This window comes from Variovorax boronicumulans (assembly GCF_019352895.1).
Lineage (GTDB): Bacteria > Pseudomonadota > Gammaproteobacteria > Burkholderiales > Burkholderiaceae_C > Variovorax > Variovorax boronicumulans_A.
The window spans coordinates 1,393,750-1,411,754 of record NZ_JAAAFX010000004.1; the positions used below are offsets into that span (position 1 = coordinate 1,393,750).

General features: G+C 69.4%; 17 protein-coding genes. 3 read left to right on the forward strand and 14 right to left on the reverse strand.

Annotated elements, in window-relative coordinates; genetic code table 11:
* Window positions 1-200: 200 nt before the first annotated feature.
* Window positions 201-2,048 (forward strand): EAL domain-containing protein, encoded by a 1,848-nt coding sequence (locus K0H49_RS07870; RefSeq protein ID WP_219210923.1) that lies wholly within the window; start codon window positions 201-203, stop codon window positions 2,046-2,048.
* Here the strand turns inward: K0H49_RS07870 and K0H49_RS07875 are convergent.
* Genes K0H49_RS07875 through K0H49_RS07885 form a run of 3 tightly spaced genes read right to left on the reverse strand, consistent with a single transcriptional unit; the run spans window position 1,991 to window position 4,270 of the window.
* Window positions 1,991-2,977 (reverse strand): FecR family protein, encoded by a 987-nt coding sequence (locus K0H49_RS07875; RefSeq protein ID WP_219210925.1) that lies wholly within the window; start codon window positions 2,975-2,977, stop codon window positions 1,991-1,993. The two genes, K0H49_RS07870 and K0H49_RS07875, sit on opposite strands and share 58 nt — an antisense overlap.
* Entirely contained in the window at window positions 2,970-3,527 is a 558-nt protein-coding gene (locus K0H49_RS07880; RefSeq protein WP_219210927.1) for an RNA polymerase sigma factor, read from the reverse strand. The genes K0H49_RS07875 and K0H49_RS07880 overlap by 8 nt, the downstream gene beginning before the upstream one ends.
* 5 nt (window positions 3,528-3,532) lie before the next feature.
* A complete protein-coding gene (locus tag K0H49_RS07885; RefSeq protein WP_219210929.1) occupies window positions 3,533-4,270 on the reverse strand; it encodes an STN domain-containing protein in 738 nt (245 codons plus the stop codon).
* 208 nt (window positions 4,271-4,478) lie between these two features.
* Between K0H49_RS07885 and K0H49_RS07890 the strand changes: the two genes are divergently transcribed.
* Window positions 4,479-4,856: a hypothetical protein gene (locus K0H49_RS07890; RefSeq protein ID WP_219210931.1), complete on the forward strand. Its 378-nt coding sequence runs from the start codon at window positions 4,479-4,481 to the stop codon at window positions 4,854-4,856.
* A gap of 30 nt (window positions 4,857-4,886) precedes the next feature.
* Here the strand turns inward: K0H49_RS07890 and K0H49_RS07895 are convergent, their stop codons facing one another.
* Genes K0H49_RS07895 through K0H49_RS07925 form a run of 7 tightly spaced genes read right to left on the reverse strand, consistent with a single transcriptional unit; the run spans window position 4,887 to window position 13,315 of the window.
* On the reverse strand, window positions 4,887-5,666 hold the full coding sequence (locus K0H49_RS07895; RefSeq protein ID WP_219210933.1) for an SDR family oxidoreductase: 780 nt from the start codon (window positions 5,664-5,666) through the stop codon (window positions 4,887-4,889).
* Window positions 5,663-7,321, reverse strand: coding sequence for an AMP-binding protein (locus K0H49_RS07900; RefSeq protein ID WP_219210935.1), 1,659 nt, complete (start codon window positions 7,319-7,321; stop codon window positions 5,663-5,665). Before K0H49_RS07900 ends, K0H49_RS07895 begins: the two co-directional genes overlap by 4 nt.
* Before the next feature lie 2 nt (window positions 7,322-7,323).
* Window positions 7,324-8,571: a branched-chain amino acid ABC transporter substrate-binding protein gene (locus tag K0H49_RS07905; RefSeq protein ID WP_257624624.1), complete on the reverse strand. Its 1,248-nt coding sequence runs from the start codon at window positions 8,569-8,571 to the stop codon at window positions 7,324-7,326.
* 31 nt (window positions 8,572-8,602) lie between these two features.
* Window positions 8,603-10,249, reverse strand: a complete 1,647-nt coding sequence (locus tag K0H49_RS07910; RefSeq protein ID WP_219210936.1) for an AMP-binding protein — start codon at window positions 10,247-10,249, stop codon at window positions 8,603-8,605.
* Window positions 10,246-11,274 carry a zinc-binding dehydrogenase gene (locus tag K0H49_RS07915; protein WP_219210940.1) on the reverse strand — a complete coding sequence of 343 codons (1,029 nt, stop codon included), beginning with the start codon at window positions 11,272-11,274 and terminating at the stop codon, window positions 10,246-10,248. The genes K0H49_RS07910 and K0H49_RS07915 overlap by 4 nt, the downstream gene beginning before the upstream one ends.
* Window positions 11,275-11,283: 9 nt before the next feature.
* Window positions 11,284-12,453 carry an acyl-CoA dehydrogenase family protein gene (locus K0H49_RS07920; protein ID WP_219210942.1) on the reverse strand — a complete coding sequence of 390 codons (1,170 nt, stop codon included), beginning with the start codon at window positions 12,451-12,453 and terminating at the stop codon, window positions 11,284-11,286.
* Between the two features lie 28 nt (window positions 12,454-12,481).
* Window positions 12,482-13,315 carry an enoyl-CoA hydratase/isomerase family protein gene (locus K0H49_RS07925; RefSeq protein WP_257624625.1) on the reverse strand — a complete coding sequence of 278 codons (834 nt, stop codon included), beginning with the start codon at window positions 13,313-13,315 and terminating at the stop codon, window positions 12,482-12,484.
* Window positions 13,316-13,446: 131 nt separating this feature from the next.
* Between K0H49_RS07925 and K0H49_RS07930 the strand changes: the two genes are divergently transcribed.
* Window positions 13,447-14,061, forward strand: coding sequence for a TetR/AcrR family transcriptional regulator (locus K0H49_RS07930; protein ID WP_219210944.1), 615 nt, complete (start codon window positions 13,447-13,449; stop codon window positions 14,059-14,061).
* Between the two features lie 75 nt (window positions 14,062-14,136).
* On the opposite strand, the gene K0H49_RS07935 is transcribed toward K0H49_RS07930, so the two are convergent.
* Genes K0H49_RS07935 through phnY form a run of 4 tightly spaced genes read right to left on the reverse strand, consistent with a single transcriptional unit; the run spans window position 14,137 to window position 18,001 of the window.
* Window positions 14,137-15,525: an FAD-dependent oxidoreductase gene (locus tag K0H49_RS07935; protein WP_219210946.1), complete on the reverse strand. Its 1,389-nt coding sequence runs from the start codon at window positions 15,523-15,525 to the stop codon at window positions 14,137-14,139.
* Window positions 15,526-15,546: 21 nt separating this feature from the next.
* On the reverse strand, window positions 15,547-15,996 hold the full coding sequence (locus tag K0H49_RS07940) for a GNAT family N-acetyltransferase (protein WP_374122316.1): 450 nt from the start codon (window positions 15,994-15,996) through the stop codon (window positions 15,547-15,549).
* Window positions 15,993-16,559 (reverse strand): phosphonate degradation HD-domain oxygenase, encoded by a 567-nt coding sequence (locus tag K0H49_RS07945; RefSeq protein WP_374122317.1) that lies wholly within the window; start codon window positions 16,557-16,559, stop codon window positions 15,993-15,995. Before K0H49_RS07945 ends, K0H49_RS07940 begins: the two co-directional genes overlap by 4 nt.
* The gene (gene phnY / locus K0H49_RS07950) at window positions 16,553-18,001 is read right to left on the reverse strand and encodes a phosphonoacetaldehyde dehydrogenase (RefSeq protein WP_219210948.1); all 1,449 of its coding nucleotides are present in this window, start codon (window positions 17,999-18,001) and stop codon (window positions 16,553-16,555) included. The genes K0H49_RS07945 and phnY overlap by 7 nt, the downstream gene beginning before the upstream one ends.
* Window positions 18,002-18,005 lie beyond the last annotated feature (4 nt).

The window sequence follows — 18,005 nt, forward strand, 5'->3', positions numbered from 1 at the left end:
GGTGGGCGTGCCGGCCACGCGGCCGGGCGTCTCGATTCTTCCGATCGGCATGACCCGGCCATGACACGGCGACGCCGATTGCACCCGCGCGGCACACGGTCGCAGTGCTGACACACAAGCCGTCCATGCTGCACGCGGACGCGATCCGTCTGCCCTTCCTCCTTTGCGAACCGACGACGCCGCGAGCGCCTGGCCCCCGAATGAATCCGTCCGAAAAAACGCTGGCACGGCTGTACCGCGACGAGGCGCTGTACCCGGTGTTCCAGCCGATCGTGGACCTGCGCAAGGGCAGCATCTTCGGCCACGAGGCGCTGATCCGCGGCCCGCTGGGCACGCCCTTCCACACGCCGGCCGCGCTGCTGGCACTGGCCGCGGAGGAAGACTGCCTGACCGATTTCGAACTCGCCTGCGTCGACGTCATCCTGCGGCACTGGGGCGGACTCACCGCGCCGGGCCAGCTGTTCCTCAACATGAGTTCCGACGCGCTGTCGGCCGCCATGGACGGCCCCGCGCCGAGCCGCTTCGAGCGCACGCTGGCCCTGCACGGCATCGCGCCACGCACCGTCACCGTCGAGATCACCGAGGAACGCGCCGCCAGCGACATGGGTGCGTTGCGACTGGCCGTCAAGGCCCTGCACAGCACCGGCGCGCGCGTGGCGCTGGACGACTTCGGCGAGGGCCAGTCGAACCTTCGGCTGTGGAGCGAGCTCCGGCCGGACTTCGTGAAGATCGACAAGTTCTTCACCCACGGCATTGCGAGCTCGCCGCAGAACCTCGAGCTGGTGCGCACCATCGTCGGCTTCGGCCACACGCTGGGTACGACTCTGGTCGCCGAGGGCGTGGAAGACACCAAGGACCTGCGGGTGCTGCGCGACCTGGGCATCGACCACGGACAGGGCTACCTGCTGGGCCGCCCGACCCGCGTGCTGCACGAGGCCGCGCCCTCGCCGATCACCGAGGCCATCCGCGACAGCCGCATCGCCGTGATGCCGCATGCGGCGCAGCAGGCGCAGCCCGGCGTGCTGCGCAGCCTGGCGGTGATCCAGGCGCCGACGCTGGGCCCGGCCACGCCCATCGACGAGGTCTCGACGCTGTTCCAGGCCCATCCCGAACTGCATGCGCTGGCAGTGCTCGACGCGGGCCGGCCCGTGGCTTTGATCAACCGGCAGGCGTTCATGAACGACTACGCGCGGCTCTACTTCCGCGAGGTGCATGGGCGCCGGCCCTGCATCGGCTACGCCAACACCAGCCCGCGCGTGGTCGAGCTCGAGGACAACGTCGAGCAGCTGGTGGGCATCCTGATGTCGGAAGACCAGCGCTACCTCAACGACGGCTTCATCGTCACCGAGGACAGGCGCTACCTGGGCCTGGGCACGGGCGAACAGCTGGTGCGCGCCGTGACCGAGGCACGCATCGAGGCCGCGCGCCATGCGAACCCGCTGACCTTCCTGCCCGGCAACATCCCAATCAGCATTCACATCGAACGCCTGCTGGCCAGCCATGCGGGCTTCGCTGCCTGCTATGCAGACCTGAACAACTTCAAGGTCTTCAACGACCACTACGGCTACTGGCGCGGCGACGAGATGATCCGCATGCTCGCGCGGCTGGCCGTGAAGCATGCCGACGCGCACCGCGATTTCGTGGGCCACATCGGCGGCGACGACTTCCTGGTGCTGTTCCAGAGCGAGGACTGGCAGGCCCGCTGCGCGCGCATGATCGAGGACTTCGACCTCGAGGCCCTCGGGCTCTACGACGATGCCGCGCGCGACGCGGGCGGCATCGAGGGCAAGGACCGGCGCGGCACGACGCACTTCTTCCCCTTCACCACGCTGTCGATCGGCGCGGTGCGCATCGCGCCCGGCCGCTTCGCCCATGCCGAGGACGTGGCGGCCGAAGCGGCCATCGCCAAGCACGAGGCCAAGCACGCCAACACCGGCCTCACGGTGCGCGAGCCCGGCGCCATCGCCCCGTCCAGGCCCGGCCGCGCGCCCTATGCGCTGCCCAGCAGCACGATGCCGCCCGGCAGCGTCGTGACGTCGAGCCGGTAGACCTCGCGCACCAGCGCGATCACGTCGTCGAGCCGGTCGATGGAGAAGCTGGCCTGCACACGCTTGCGTCCGATCTCGGTGCTGGTCAGGATCAGCTTGCCCGGCCGGTAGCGGTTGACTTCGGCCACCACCTCGGCCAGCGGCGTCTGGTCGAACACCAGCTGGCGCCGCCGCCAGGCGCTGACGGCCGCCGCATCGGCGGGCCGCGCGACGCCGGGCCGCGCCCTGGCGTAGAGCAGTTGCCGGTCGACATCCACCGCGGTGCTGGCCGCCTCGCCGCGGCGCACGTCGACGCGGCCCGCGAGGCAGGTCACGCAGACCTCGCCGTCGATGAAGCGCACGTTGAAGCGCGCGCGCTGCGCCGTGATCAGGCCATCGCCGGCGCGCACCTGCACCGCGGGCGCGGCGCCGTCCAGGTCGGTACGGATCTCGGCCTCGCCCTCGAGCAACTCCAGCCGCGCCACGCCGCCCTCGGCGGCACGCAGGTCCATGCGCGTGCGGGTGTTGAGCTGCACCACGATGCCCTCTGGCGTGACCCACTCGCGCTGCTCGCCGGTGCCGGTGCGCAGGTCGGCCGCCAGGTCGCCCAGCGCGGGCCACAGGCCCAACGGCGGGCGCACCACCGCCCAGGCGGCCGTGCCCGCCAGGGCGGCGCCCAGGAAGGCGCGCCGCCCGAAGCGGCCGGCATCGCGCTGCGCAGCCCGCGCCACCTCGGCGCGCTGCACGTGCTGCGCCGCCGGCCGCAGGTCCTGCCAGACCGCGCGCGCCTGCACGAAGGCCGACGCATGGTCGCGGCTGCGCTCGCACCAGCGCCTGAAGGCCAGTGCATCGTCGGCGTCGGCCGCGTGCGAGGCCAGCCGCACCACCCATTGCCGGGCCTGGCGCCGGATGGCCTGCTGTTCGGCGCTGTCGTTCACTTCTTCACTCATGAGACTTAGACGGTTTTCCCGCGCCCGGACCGAAGCGCTGGATGAAATCGCGGCCCAGCCGTTCGCAGCAATGCTCGAGGCCGGCGCGCAATTCCTTCTCGATGGTGCGCTCCGACACGCCGAAGCGCCGCGCGATCTCGCGGTGCGGCATCTCGTCGATGCGCGCCGCCACCACGATGGCGCGACGCCGCCGCGGCAGCTCGGCCAGCGCGCGCTCGAGCGCCTCGATCTCGCCGCGCGCCTCGGCGGTGCGGGCCGGGTCGGCCATCTCGTCGGCCATCTCGTAGAGCGCCTCGACGTCGGGCACGCTCAGCAGCCGCGCGCTGCTCTTGCGCTGGTCTTCGGCGATGTTGAGCGCGATGCGGAACAGGTAGGCCGAGGGGTAGCGGATCGCGCCCAGCACGCTCATCGATTCCATGCGCAGGTAGGTCTCGTGCAGCGCGTCGTTGGCCAGGTCTTCAGAGCCCAGGCGCTGGTGCAGGTGGCGCCGGAACTGGTCGTAGCGCGACAGGAACAGCGCGCGCAGCGCAGCCTTGATCGATTCGGGCATGCGGCTCAGCTCCCGTCCGCCAGCGCAGCGCGGCAGACCGCGACCGGGTCGGCGCGCGGGCTCAGCAGCACCGTGACCGGCTGCGCGAGCCCGGGCGGCGGCACGCGGCCGATGGCCAGCCCGCGCAGCTGCGCGAGCAGGACGGTGTCGCGCGCGGCCTCGCCGCTCGGCTCGAGCAGGCTCGCGCGTCGGATGCGTCCCTCGGGCCCGGTCCAGAGCTGCAGCGCAGCGCGGTAGCGGCCGAAGGTGCCGGGCTGCGCCGCGCACAGGGCCCGCGTGATGGCGGACTGGAGCGCGCCCGCGAAGTCGGCGGCGGCGGAAGGCGCGACGCCCCCCAGGCCCGGCGCCGTCGGTGCGGTAGGCGCCTCGGGCATCGGCACCTCCGCCGTCGCCGGCTCGGGCACCAGCGTGAACGCATTGCGCCCGCTGTAGCGCGCATGCAGGCCGGTGCCGGCCAGCAGCAGCCGCAGCGCCTCCTGCGCCGGGAACGCGCCGTGCACCGCCTGTGCGGTGCGGCCCTGCGCCAGCGTGCTGTCGACCAGCACCGAGTGGCCGGTGAGCCCGCCGAAATCCGCGAGCGCCTTCTGCAGCGGCTGGGACGGCAGGTCGAAGTGCAGGCGCGGACCGGCCTCAGCCATGTCGCGCGGCTCCGTCGTGGCCGCGGCCGTGCCGCCCCAGGCGAGCATCCACACCAGGCACCAGGCCTGTGCCCATCGGCAGCCTGGAGCGAGAGAAAGCACCATGGGTTGGAATCATCAGGACGGACACGGGAAGAACGCGCGGGCGACGCTGCGGCAGGGCCTCGGCCCTGCACGTTGGAAGTACGCGGCATGCTAGGCGGCGCGCATGACCGATCCGTGACGCCGCACCGCCTGGCGCCGCGCGACATGCGCATGTCACATGCAGGCGCCAGGCTGGCGGGTTGCGCGCCCTCGCGCGACCGGAGTTCCCATGCCCATCGCCCGCCGCCCGCTGCTGTTCCCGCCTGCCCTCGCCCTTGCCCTCGCCCTGTGCGCGGCGATGGCGCCGGCGCTGGCGGACGAAGCCCAGGACGGCCCGGCCCGCTGCGTCGAGGTGGAAGTCGACGGCGCCCGCGCGCCCGCGTCCTTCGCCTGCCTCAGCGAGCGACTGCGCCCGAGCGCCGCACCCTCGCAGCCCCGCGATGCGACCCTGGGCTCGGAAGCCATCGTGCAGCGGCCCGGCAACCAGTTGGGCGTGTTCAACCGCGCCGCCACCAGCCACCGCATGGGCAACACCTTCGGCACTTCGGTGTATCCGCAGCGGCCGCCGCCGGTGGTGCCGGTGCTGCCCTTCGGGCCGCGGCCTTGACGCCCGGGCAGGCGGCGGGCAAACCGGCACTCACGCCGCCGACAGCCCGCCATCCACCGCGATGGCCTGCCCCGAGATGTGCCTGCCGGCGTCGGAGCACAGCACCACGGAAAGCCCCTTGAGGTCTTCCTCGGTCCCCACGCGGCCCAGCGGGGTCAGCACCGCGATCTCCGCGCTGGCGCGCGCCAGCATGTCGACCGTCAAACGCGAGGGGAAGAAGCCCGGACAGATCGCGTTGACGTTGATGCCGAAGCGGCCCCATTCGACCGCCAGTGCGCGCGTGAAGTTCACCAGCCCCCCCTTGCTCGCGTTGTAGGCCAGGGTCTGCATCTGCAGTGCCGGCGGATTGCCGCGCAGGCCGGCCACCGAGGCGATGTTGAGGATCTTCCCGCAGCGCCGGGGGATCATCCAGCGCCGCCCGACCTCTTGCGTCAGCACGAACACCGCATTGAGGTTGAGGTCCATCAATCGCGTCCAGGCGGCCCGGCCATGGCTTTCGGCGGGTTCGGCCCAGCTCGCGCCAGCGTTGTTGACCAGGATATCGATCGGCCCTTCGACGGCCGCGAGCGATTCGGCGATGCCATCGATGTGCAGCAGGTCGTGCACCCAGAGCCGGACGTCGGTGGCGCCGGCCGCGCGCAGGGCCTGCGCCGCCTCGGCAAGTTCGTCGGCATCCTGTGGCCTGGCGTGCAGCACCACTGCGGCGCCTTGCTCGCACAGGCCCTGGGCGATCTGCAGGCCCAACCCACGCGACGCACCGGTCACCAGCGCCCGGCACCCCTGTAGCGACAACAGCGTCTGGAGGCTCATGGCGCAGCCCCGCGTTCCCCGTCGAGCAGGGCCTTTTTCGACAGCTTGCCGACGGCGGTGCGCGGCAGCTCGGCGCGGAACTCGAGCGCCTGCACCATTTCATGGCGGCCGACGCGGCCCTTCAGGAAGGTCTTGAGTTCGTCGAGGCTGAAGCCCGCTGCCTGTGGCCGCAACTGCACGAAGGCCTTGGGCACCTGGCCCTTGAGCGCATCGGGAATGCCGACCACCAGCGCGTCCTGCACCGCCGGATGCGCATAGAGCGCCTCTTCGATGGCACGCGGGTAGACGTTGTATCCACCGCACAGCATCATGTCCTTGAGCCGGTCGACGATATGGACATAACCGTCCTCGTCGATGCGCGCGATGTCGCCGGTCCGCAGGTAGCCGTCGGCCGTGAAGACACCCTGCAGATGCGGCGCCTGCCCCAGGTAGTGGCGCATCACGTTCGGCCCGCGGATGCACAGTTCGCCGACTGAACCGGCGGCGGCGGGTCGATCGAAATCATCCAGGTCCACGAGCCGGAGATCGACTCCGGGAATCGGCAGGCCGCAGGAACCGATCTTGATCGGGCCCGTGGGTGGCGCGTAGGTGCCCGCCGACGCGGTCTCGGTCATGCCCCAGCCTTCGGTGAGACGCAGGCCAGTCAGTGACTCGAAGGCACGATGGGTCTCGCCCGGCAGCGGTGCGCCGCCCGACAGGCAGAAGCGCAGCGACGACAGATCGGGCCGTGCGCCGGCGCACGCGTCGATCAGCAAGGCGTACATCGTGGGCACGCCCGAGAACATCGTGACCCGCCGCTCGCCGACACAGGCGATCACCGCGGCGGCATCGAATCTCGACTGCAGCAGGATGCTGGCCCCAAGCCGCAGGCCGAACAGAAGATTGGCGGTGAACGCATAGATGTGGAACAGCGGCAGGCACAGCAGCAGGGTCTCGCGTCCATCTTCCAGGATCGCCGGCACGCCGTGCGTGATATGCCAGTACTGCTCACAAGCGGCCGTGAGGTTGCCATGCGTCAGCACGGCCGCCTTGGGCACACCGGTGGTGCCGCCGGTGTATTGCAGCAAGGCCGGCATGTCGGCACCGATGCGTGGCAATGGCGCATGCGGCGCGTCGGTCGCCAGCAGGTGGTCGGACTGCAGCCGGCTCAGGCGCGATGGCGTGCCGACCGGCTCGTCTTCGGCACCGACGTCGACCAGGGTCTGCAATGAAGTGCCCGCCAGCACATCGGCCATGGTCGCCCAAAGCGCGCGCTCGGCCACCAGCACGGATGCACCGCAATCGGCCAGCTTGCCCGCCAGCGTGGCCGGTGCGTCCAGCGGCGACAGCAGCACCAGTGCCGCACCCGCGCGCAGCACGGCCAGTGCGTAGAGCACCTGCTCCGGCCGGTTGCCCATCCACAGCGCCACGACAGCACCGGGTTGGGCCAGCGATTGCGCCACGAGGGTGCGCGCCAGCCGCGTCACCGCATCGTCGAGCTGCCGGTAGCTCCAGCGCTGCGTGCCGCACTCGAGCGCCAGTCGGTCCGGCCATCGATGGGCGGAAGCGCGCAGGAGTTCGGGCACCATCGACGGCGCGATCGTCTGCGCCCACTGCACGCCGGCGGGATAGTGGGGCAGCCAGGGCCGCTCGATCGTCGCCTCTGCTTGCGGCATGCTCACACCGGCCGCCGCATGTTGCAGGTGGTGGGCATCTCGGTCTGTCTGGCCGGCACGGCGAGATCGGTCTTGGTGCCGATGCCGGAGCCCTCGAGGTCGTACTTGACAGTCTTGCCGTCGGCCTTCACGAAGCTCGAGATGTAGAGCGGCATCAGGATCTGATGGTCGTCCCTGCGCATCGTCACTTCACCCGTGTCGCTCTGGAAGCGCATGCCCTCGAGCGCCAGCCCAACCTTGACGGGGTCGGTGGTACCGGCCGTGTTCATGGCCTTCACCAGCATGTCGAGCAGGGTGTTGACGCGCAGGTAATAGAAGTCGACGGCGGCCTTCTGCTTGAAGGCAGTGGCGTAGTTGCGCGCCTTGTCGCCGGCGATGTTGGGATGCCACTCGCTGATCATGCGGACGCGGTCGATGCCCGACTCGCCGATGGCGGTGGGCGCCCCCAGACCGCCCGCATAGTAAGTGTAGAACTTGGTCTTCAGTCCATAGTCCTTGGCCGCCCGCACCAGCAGCGCCAGGTCGTTGCCATAGTTGCCGGTGATCACCGTATCGGCACCCGACGCCGCGATGCGGGCCACATAGGGCGCGAAATCCTTGACCTGTCCGAGCGGGTGCAGGTCATCGCCAACGATCTGCACATCGGGCCGCTTCTTCGCGATCATCTCTTTGGCGGCGCGCGAAACCTGCTTTCCGAACGAATAGTCCTGGCCGATGATGAAGACCTTCTTCACGCTCGTGTCGGCGGCCAGATGCTGTGTGATCGCATCCATCTGCATGTCGCTGTGCGGATAGAAGCGGAAGTGCCAGAAGCTGCAGCCGTTGTTGGTCTGCTCCGGGTCCGCGCCCGCGTAGTTCAGGACCAGGAAGGAACGCGCCGGATCGCGTGCCGCGACCTTGCCGGCGGTGTCGACCAGCGCCGTCACGACGTTGGAACTCGACGAGGCCACGAAGTGGATGCCCTGGCCGATGGCCGCTTGCGCCGCCGACATGCTCTCCTGCGGCGAGCCCTTGCCGTCGAAAGGCACGATCTCGATCTTCTGGCCGCCCAGCACGCCGCCGCGCGCGTTCACGTCCGCCGCCGCCAGCTGGAAGTGCTTGAGTCCGAACTGCCCGAAGTTGGCGAAGGGACCGGACAGCGGATCGATCACCGCGATCCGGATCTGCGCCTGCAGTGCGCCCGAAACGAGGAGGCCGGCGGCCGCCGCGGCGACAGTGCCCCAGCGCTGGATGCTTCGACGATGGCTCATGTTCTGTTGTCTCCTGAGGATGGGAATGGGACTAGGCTCGGGTGTCACCATCGGAGCGAAGCGCACGGCGCAGCACTTTTCCGACGGTGGACTTGGGCAGTTCGGCGAGTTGCTCGAGATGCCGGGGGACCTTGTAGGCGGCCAGATGCGCTCGGCAGTGCCGCTGCAATGCAGCGGTGTCGACGCGGTGGCCCGGCAGCACGGCGTAGTAAAGCTTCACGGCCTCGCCGGTGCGCTCGTCGTCGACCGCCACCACGGCGCATTCGCGCACGCCGTCGAAGGCCTGCGCCACCGCCTCGACCTCGGCCGGATAGACGTTGAAGCCGGACACCAGAATCATGTCTTTCTTGCGGTCGACGATGCGCAGGAAGCCGTGTTCGTCGAAGACGCCGATGTCGCCGGTCTTGAAGAAGCCGTCGGCGCTGAAAGCCTCGGCCGTGGCCGCCGGATTGCGCCAGTAGCCGGCCATCACCTGCGCACCGCGGGCCCAGATCTCGCCGCGCTCCCCCTGCGGCACTTGCGCGCCTTCGGCGTCGCGCAGGCTGATCTCGGTGCCGGGCAAGGGCACGCCCACCGTGTCGGTGAAGTGCGCGATGTGGACCGGGTTGAGGGTCAGGATCGGCGAGGTCTCGGACAGGCCATAACCGAGCTTGATGTGCGCGCCGGTGAAGCGCTTCCAGCGCGCCGAGGTCGACGGCGGAATCGGTGCGCCGCCGCCCCAGCTCACGCGGTGGCGCGAGAAATCGATCTGGTCGAACGCCGGATGCGCCATCAGCCCGACGAACAGCGTGTTGACACCCGTGATGGCAGTGAAGGGACTGCGCTTCAACAGCGCCACGAAGCCATCCATGTCGCGCGCGTTGGCGACGAGCACGTTCGTGGCACCCACCGACAGGTACGACAGCGTGTTCACCATCAGCGCGAAGATGTGATACAGCGGCAAGGCCGTGATCACGGTCTCGCCATCCTGCGACATCGCCGCGCCGGCGAAGGCACGGTACTGGGCGATGTTGGCCAGCAGGTTGCCGTGCGAGAGCATTGCGCCCTTCGACAGGCCGGTCGTGCCGCCGGTGTACTGCAGGAAGGCCAGGTCCTGCGCGGCCAGTTCGGGCGCGGCGAAAGGCAGGCGTGCGCCGCGCTGCAGGCAATCCGCGAAATCGAGCACCTGCACGCCCGTGCACGGTGCTTCGTCCAGCGCGGCACCGAGCGTTTCGAAGGGATCGTCGGCCGCGACGATCACGGTACGGATTGCCGTCGATGCGATCACCTGCAGCAAGGTCGGCAGCGCGCTGCGATGCACCACGATGACCCCGGCATCCGCATCCTTGAGCTGATGCGCCAGCTCCGCCGGCGAGTACATCGGGTTCACGTTGACCTGCGCGGCGCCGGTGCGCAGGATCCCGATCATCCCGATGGGCGACGCCAGCACGTTGGGGCACATCATGGCCACGCGCTCGCCCGGCAGCACGTTCAACTCGCTTTGCAGCAAGGCGGCAAAGCTGCGTGACTGTCGATCCCAATCGGCGTAGCGCAGGCTGCGTTCGCCCTCCTGCAGCGCCACGCGATCAGCAAACTGTGCGGCCGCACGCTCGTACAGCGCGATCAGCGATCGATCCACCAGGGGCGGCAGGGCGTGCGGCACGCCGTCGCCATACGAATCCAACCAGGCCGGGGTCATTGCGCCGGTCCTCCTTGCGGCGACGCGGCCACCAGCTTGCGGCCGAAGCTCTGGCCCGCGAAGAGATCGCAGAAGGCGCCCGGCAACTGCTCGAAGCCCTCGACGATGTCTTCGTGCGCGACCAGCTGGCCAGCCTGCCACCAGTCCCTGATGTGTGCGATGGCCTCGCCGTAGCGCGGCGCGTGGTCGTAGGCCAGCAGGCCCTCGATGCGCAAGCGCTGCGAGATCACATGGCTGGTGTTCCGGATGCCGTGGCGCCGCTCGGGCGCGAGGCTGTAGTCCTCGGTCTGTCCGCACACCACGATGCGACCCCGAAGCTTCATGTGGGGCAAGACGACGTCCACCATCCGGTTGCCGACGTTGTCGAACAGGACGTCGATGCCATCGGGAAAGAGGCGTCCGAGCGCGGTGGAGAGATCGTCGAGCTTGCGGTAGTTGACAGCCTGCGCAAAGCCAGCTGCGGTGGTCAACCACTCGGCCTTGGCATCGCTGCCCGCCAGCCCGACCACATGCGCGCCCCGCAGGCGAGCGATCTGCCCGGCCGCCGCGCCGACCGCGCCTGCGGCCGAGGTGACCAGCACCGTGTCGCCAGCCTTCACGCGCCCTACTTCGCCGATGCCGAAGTAGGCCGTTATGCCCGGTGTTCCGAGCAGGCCCAGCAGGGCGCCGATCGGCATGCCGCCGCGCTCCGGTGCCTTCTTCAACGCGGCCTCAGGAAAGTCGCCGGCCTCGCGCCAGCCCAGCAGGCCGGTGACCAGATCGCCGGCGGCAAAACTGTCGCTGCAGCTCTCCAGCACTTCGGCGATGGCGGCGCCGCCGACCACACCGCCGATCGCCACCGGCTCGACATAGCTGCGAACGCCACCGAGCCGGGCGCGCATGCCGGGATCGGCCGCCCAGTACAGCGCGCGCACGCGCACGGAACCCGGCGGCAGGGGTGGCAGCACCCGCGTCTCGAGGCCGAAGTCCGAGGGCCGGGCCAGGCCTTCGGGGCGCCGCGCCAGCACGATCTCGCGTGTCCGCATGGCGCGCTCCTATTCCGGCAGCCGCATGCGTGCGGCGATGTTGTTCTTCTGGATGTTGGAAGAGCCGCCGACGATCGGCATCACGCAGATGTCGCGCACATGGCGCTCCATGTCGTACTCCTCGGCGCAACCGTAAGCCCCCATCACTCGCTGGCAGGCCAGCACGATGTCGACGGCGGTGTCGCCGACGAACAGCTTGGCCATCGAGGACTCGATGCTCGCGGGCCGGTGTTCGGTGGCGAGCCAGGCTGCGTGATAGAGCATGTGGCGGCAGGCCTGCAGGCGCGTGCGCGCCTCGACCAGGGAGTGCCGTACCGACTGGTGGGCGCAGATCGGCTTGCCGAACTGGCGACGCTCCTGCGCATAGGCCCAGGCCTCGTTGACGGCGGCGGTCGCGATGCCCAGCGCGCTGGCCGTGATCTCGAGCTTCTCGCAATCGAGCGCCGGCCCGGCCAGCATCTTCCAGCCCTGGTTCCAGCCCTCGAGCCCCCCCATGATGTGATCGACCGGCACCTCGACGTTGTCGAAGATCACGTCGGTGGTCTTGGCATAGCGGATGCCGATGTGATCGATGTCGCGGATCGTCACGCCCGGCAACTGCGGTGAGACGAGCACCATCGACAGGTTGCGGTAGCGCGGCGCCTCGGCGTCCGACTTGACCAGACAGACGATCAGGTCGGCGAAGCGCGCGCCGGTGCACCAGCGCTTGGTGCCGTTGAGGATCACGCGTTGGCCGTCCTCGCTCAGGCGCGCGCTGGTCGTGACGCTGGCCAGGTCGCCGCCGACGTCGGGCTCCGACAGACCGTAGGCGAACAGCATTTCGCCGCGCGCGATGCGCGGCAGCCAGTCGCGCTTCTGCGCCTGCGAGCCGTTTTCGCCGACGTTCAGTCCACCGTAGAAGGCGCAATGCGTGAACGCCGCCGCCATCGAGACGCCGTGCTGCGCGAGCTCCTCGATCACCGCGCAGGCGGCAACGATGTCGCGGCCCGCCCCGCCATGCGCTTCGTCGATGGTGAGGCCGCAGACGCCCAGCGCCGCGAGCTTGCGAAACAGCGGCATCGAGAAGGTGCAATCGCGGTCCCACTGGCGCACGCTCTCGCGCGGCATCTCGCGCTCGGCGAAACGACGTACGGTCTCTCGCAACTGGGTGATGTGTTCGGGTTCGGATGTGAAGTACATGGGGGGCAAATTGGTCGGGGGGTGCCGTTCAGCGGCCGTTGAAGCGCGGGCGACGCTTCTCATTGAAGGCGTTGACTGCCTCCTGGTGGTCGGGCAGCAGATTGCTCAGCATCTCGTAGCCCACCGATGCATCCATCAGCTCCACGGCCAGTTTGCGCAGCGGGATGTTGGCCACGGTCTTGGTCCAGCGGATGGCCCAGGTCGCGCCGCTCGCCAGCTTCTCGGCCATCGCGTCGACCCGGGCGTCGAGGTCGGCGTCGTCCACCACGTGGTTGACCAGGCCGAGCTCGCGCGCTTCTTCGGCGGTGAGCATCTGGCCCGTCATGAGCAGTTCCTTGGCCCGCGCGAATCCGATCAGCTGCGGCCAGATCACCGGACCGCCGTCCCCGGCCACGAAGCCCATGCGCACATGGGGATCGCCGATGGACGCAGACCGGCCGGCGATCACGATGTCGCACAGCAGGGCCATGGTGGCGCCCAGCCCTGCCGCCGGGCCGTTGAGGCGGCAGATCAGCGGCTTCTCGAGATCGAGCAGGCTGGTCACGATGCGCTTGCCGTGCGGCGCGATCGCACGGAAACGCTCGGGCACGTCGATCATTCCCTGCATCCACGCCGTGTCGCCGCCCGCGCAGAAGGCGCGGCCCGCGCCGGTCAGCACCACGACGTCGGAACCCGGGTCGTCGTTGGCATCGATGAAGACATGTGCCAGTTCGCGATGCAGGTCGTCATCGATGGCGTTGAGTTGATCGGGCCGGTTCAGGCTGATGCGCAATACACGGCCGGCGCGCGCAAATGCGAGGGCCCGGTAGCGGGACATCCAGTCGTCGCTGCCTGCGGCAGCGGGATCGAGGTTCAGGTTCATGGCGGCAACGGAGAGGCTGGATCGGATGAATGCACTCAAACTGAGGCATCCTCATTTTCTCCATTGTGTGGACTTTGATCGCCCTGGATGGTCAGGATTTGCCCTAGGTGGAAAGGCGGTACAAAGCTGCCATGGCAAAAAAGGCAAAAGAGAAGGCACTGGAAGTGCGGGGCGTGCGCGGCGATCGGCGCGACGACATCATTTCGGCCGCGCGGCGGCTTTTCGCGGCCAAGGGCTACGAGGCGACCACGATGGCGGAGATCGCCGCGTCGCTGGAGCTGGCCGAGGGCACGGTCTATCTCTATTTCGACAACAAGCGGATGCTGGTCACCGCGGTGGCGATCGCCTGGTTCGGCGACATCGTCGACCAGACCGAACGCGAGGCGGAGGCGATCGCCGCACTGCCGGCTCGACTGCAGTTCCTGATCCGCAGCCATCTCGAGATGATCCTGGCCCATCCCTCGATGTACCTGCTGTTCATCCGCGAGGTGCGCGCCAGCCCGACCTACGAATCCTCGGGCGGCCGGGCTCTCAACAGGCGCTACACCGACCTGCTGCGCCCCTGCATCGACGGCGCCAAACCGACACCGGGCCTCGATTTTCCAGTGGCACGCGACATGGTCTACGGCGGCGTCGAGCACGTGGCGTGGTCGGCCATCGTGCGCAAGGAGACCGCGCCCGCGCGCATCCAGCAGTTGTCGGCCGACCTGGCGACCGCCTATGGGCGGGCGCTCGGACTGGCCTGAAGTCCTGCGGTCGGGCGAAGGGGCGCGGTCAGTCCGGCATCAGGGCGATGCGGCCACGCGCGCGTGCACCCGGTCTCAGGCCTTGTCCGCCTTCCCCGCCGCATTGGCGAACTTGCTGAGCAGGCGGTCGACCCTCCAGGGCTGCAGGTCGCGGTCTTCCGCCGCTTCCTTGCGGCGGATGGCGTTGCGCACCACCAGTGAGCCAACGTAGCGGATCGGCTCCGGCGGGAACAACCCCAGCGGCCCCTGGAGCAGCGGGCTGCGTGTCCAGGCGTTGTCTTCATCGAGCACCAGCGACGAGAGGATCTGCCCGCCCATGTAGGTGGGACCCACGCCGTTGCCCGAGTAGCCGAAGCCGTAGAAGATGTGCCGCGCGCCGTTCAGGCGGCCGAAGAAGGGGAAGCCGGTCGCCGAGCGGTCCGAGGGGCCGTTCCAGCTTGCGGTGACGGGCACGCCGCGCAGCGAGGGAAAGAAGTCGTCGAGCGCGCGCTTGAGGTCGGCCTCGTAGGGCGAGCGCTGGTCGAACACCGGCGCGATGCGCCCACCCCAGGCGAAGGTGTTGCCGCCCTTGCCCAGCATCAGCCGGCCGTCGGCGGTGCTGCGGTAGTAGTAGACGAAGGTGCGCGAGTCCAGCACCGACACGCCGTCGGTCAGCCCCATGGCCTGCAGCAGCTCGGGACACTTCTCGGTGATCACCATGTCGCTCGAGACGATGGCGATGCTGCGCTCGAACTGCGGCAGCGCGCGGGCCATCCAGGCGTTCATCGCCAGCACCAGCTTGGGCGCCTCGAGGCTGCCGGCGGGCGTGCGCACCGTGACCGGGTGGCCGCGCGTGAAGTCGAGCATCGGGCTGCGCTCGTAGATGCGGATGCCCATGCGCAGCGCCACGCGCCGCAGGCCGCGCACCAGCTTGCCCGGGTGGACGGTGGCCGCGATGGGCGAGTACACGCCCGCCAGGTTGCGCGCCGAGCCCGAGCGGCGGGCCACCTCTTCGGGCGGCAGGGTGCGGTACGAATGGATCCCGCAGTCCTCCAGCGCCTTCATCACCGGGTCGAGCGTGCCGACCTGGGCCTGCGAGGTGGCGGTGTAGAGCGTGCCGTCCTGCCGCAGCTCGGCATCGATGCCCTGTGCGCGGCAGAAGTCCGCGATGTGCTGCACCGCGGCCTCCGAGGCCTTGACCAGGCGGATGGCCTCGGCCTCGCCGAACAGCCGGCGCAGGGTGAAGAACTTGGCCGACCAGGTCAGCAGGCAGCCGCCGTTGCGCCCGCTCGCGCCGGCGCCGCAGAGGTCGCTCTCGAGGATGGCGATGTCGAGCGCGGGGTTGCGCTGCTTGGCCTGGATGGCGGTCCACAGCCCGGTGAAGCCGCCGCCCACGATGCACACGTCGGCGTGCTGCGCGCCCTGCAGCGCAGGGGCGAGTTCGCCGTCGTTGAACAGGGCCTGTTCGATCCAGAAGGGGCGCATGTCGCGTGCTCTCTCAGGTGGTCAGGGCTTGCGCCGCATCTCGTGGGAAAAGCCGTTCTCGCGCTCGATGACGAAGCCCAGGCGCTGGTAGAGCCCGCGGGCCGGATTGGCTTTCAGCACGCTGAGCGTGAGGTCGGCACCTGCCTGCGTGGCCTGATCGACGACTTCGCCCAGCAAGGCGGCGCCGATGCCGCTGCCCTGGCAGGCCGGCACCAGCTGGATCTGGATGACGACCCACTCCAGCGCGTCGCGCGACACCTTGAGCAGGCCGACCGGCACGCCCTCTTGCAGCAGCAATTCGGCGCACTCGAAGCGGTGCATCAGCCGCGCCATGTGATGGGCATCGTCGATCTCGGCACCCGATGCGACGAGGTGGCCGTTCATCGTCTGCTGGCGCAGCGCGAACAGGAAGGGGATGTCCTGCGGCGTGGCCGGACGGCGCGTAAGCGCGCGCGGCCGCACGGCGCTCACGCCCGCCCCGTGGCCGCGATCGCCATGTGCCGCGCGTAGTGGGCCAGGTCGGGCGTCCTGGCATCGGCGCACTTGGCGCTGTCGTCCCAGCGTCGCAGGCGCACCGCATCGAGCGCATGCGGCAGCGCCTCGAACTGCAGCGCCTGGGCGTCGTCGAACACGCCGCCCTGCAGCACCAGGCTGCGCTGCGAATCGGCCGACAGGGCTTCGAGGTAGCCCGGCTCGCGCGCGCACAGGTAGCGCTTGGCGTCCACGTGCAGCCGTATCGGGTCCAGCGTGGCCGGGCCGAACAGGTGCTTGAGGAAGGCGCGGCTTCGGTACTGGTGCAGGTCGTCCAGCCCCTGCTGCGTGGGTGTGCCTTCCATGCCGTGCAGCAGGTGCCCCAGGTCGTGCAGCAGGCTGGCGGTGATGAGCTCGCTGGACGCGCCGGCCTGCTCGGCCAGGTGCGCGGACTGCAGCGCATGCTGCAGCTGCGTCACGGGTTCGCCGTCGTACTGCGCATGGCCCCTGGCCTCGAACAGGGCGACGATGCCCGCGATGTCGAGCGGTGCGTTGGCTACCACGGCAGCGAATAGGTCTTGGTGTTGGTGAAGCTCTTTATCGCCTCGAGCACGCCTTCCTTGTAGCCCAGGCCCGAGTCCTTGATGCCGCCGAAGGGCGTGAGCTCGAGCCGGTAGCCCGGCACCTCGCGCACGTTGACGCTCCCCACGTTCAGCTCGCGGATGAAGCGCGTGATGTGGTCGAGCCGGTTGGTGCAGACCGAGGACGACAGGCCGTAGGCCGTGCCGTTGGAGATCCGGATCGCGTCCTCGATGGTCTTGAAGCGGATCACCGGCGAGACCGGGCCGAAGGTCTCGTGCTTGGCCACCGTCATCTCGGGGTCGACGCGGTCGAGCACCGTGGGTGAATACGACGCGCCGTTGCGCACGTTGCCGTGCAGCAGGCGCGCGCCCGCGGCGATGGCCTGGTTGACCACGGCCTCGAACTGCTGCGCCGCCGCCTCGTCGATCACCGTGCCCACGTCGGTGGCCGGGTCCATCGGGTCACCGTGCTTGAGCGCGCGGGTCTTCTCGACCAGCAGTTCGACGAAGCGGTCGGCCACGCTCTCCTGCACCAGCATGCGCTTGATCGCGGTGCAGCGCTGGCCCGAGTTCTTGTACGAGCCGCTGGCCGCGAGCGTGGCCGCTTCCTCGATGTCGGCGTCGTCCATCACGATGATCGGATCGTTGCCGCCCAGCTCCAGGATCTGGCGCTTGTAGACCGCCTTGCCCGCGATGTACTTGCCGATCGCCACGCCGCCGGTGAAGGTCACGAGGTCGACGTCGGCGTGCGTGAGCATCTCGTCGGCGATCTCGCGCGGGTCGCCGGTGACCACCGAGAGCATCGGCGGCGGCAGGCCCGCCTCGTAGAGGATGTCGGCCAGCAGGAAGGCCGTGAGCGGCGTCTTCTCGCTGGGCTTGAGCACCATGCGGTTGTTGGTGGCAATCGACGGCGCGACCTTGTGGATCACCTGGTTCAGCGGATGGTTGAAAGGCGTGATCGCGGTGATCACGCCCTGCAGCGGCTCGCGCAGCGTGTAGACCTTGCGGCTCTTGCCGTGGTGCGTGAGGTCGCAGGAGAACACCTGGCCGTCGTCCACCAGCGCCTGGTTGGCGGCGAACAGCAGCACGTCGGACGCGCGGCCCACTTCGTAGAGCGAGTCCTTGCGCGAGAGGCCCGATTCGAGCGTGATCACGCGCGAGATCTCGTCCAGCCGCGAGGCGATGATCTCGCCGGCGCGCATCAGGATCTTGTAGCGCTCGTAGCGCGTGAGGGTGGGCTTGTAGTCGCGCGCGATGCGAAAGGCCAGCCGCAGGTCGTCCAGCGTGGCCTTGGGCACGGTGGCGATCACTTCGCCGGTGTAGGGATAGCAGACCTCGATCGTGCGCTCGCGGTGGATCTTCTCGCCGGCGATGCGCAGCGCTTCGTGGTGGACGGTGCCTGGCTTCAACGTGGCTTGGCTCATGGTG